At 53.7% G+C, this 300-nt stretch carries 1 protein-coding gene; it reads right to left on the reverse strand.

What is annotated here, in order from left to right; translation table 11 throughout:
- Positions 1-300, reverse strand: a 300-nt coding sequence (locus MB824_RS08275; RefSeq protein ID WP_238748019.1) for a transposase, incomplete at both ends; no start/stop codon positions are given.

The raw sequence follows: 300 nt of genomic DNA on the forward strand, positions 1-300 counted from the left end.
TCAATGACGGCGGCGGATGCTTTCTCTATTTTTAGGTTTTTTTCGGTCAGTTGGCGGTTAATCAGTTCCAGCAATTTGGACAGGGTGTCGTCTTGCGCCAGCCAGTTACGGTAGCGGCATAAGGTGCTGTAATCGGGGATGCTCAGTTCGTCAAAACGGCAAAACAGGTTGAAATCGATGCGGGTGATGAGGCTGTGTTCGAGTTCGGGATCGGAGAGGCTGTGCCATTGGCCGAGTAGGACGGCTTTGAACATGGATAGCAGGGGATAGGCGGGACGGCCGCGGTGGTCTCGAAGGTAA

The organism is Kingella pumchi, assembly GCF_022288825.1.
Classification (GTDB): Bacteria; Pseudomonadota; Gammaproteobacteria; order Burkholderiales; family Neisseriaceae; genus Kingella_D; species Kingella_D pumchi.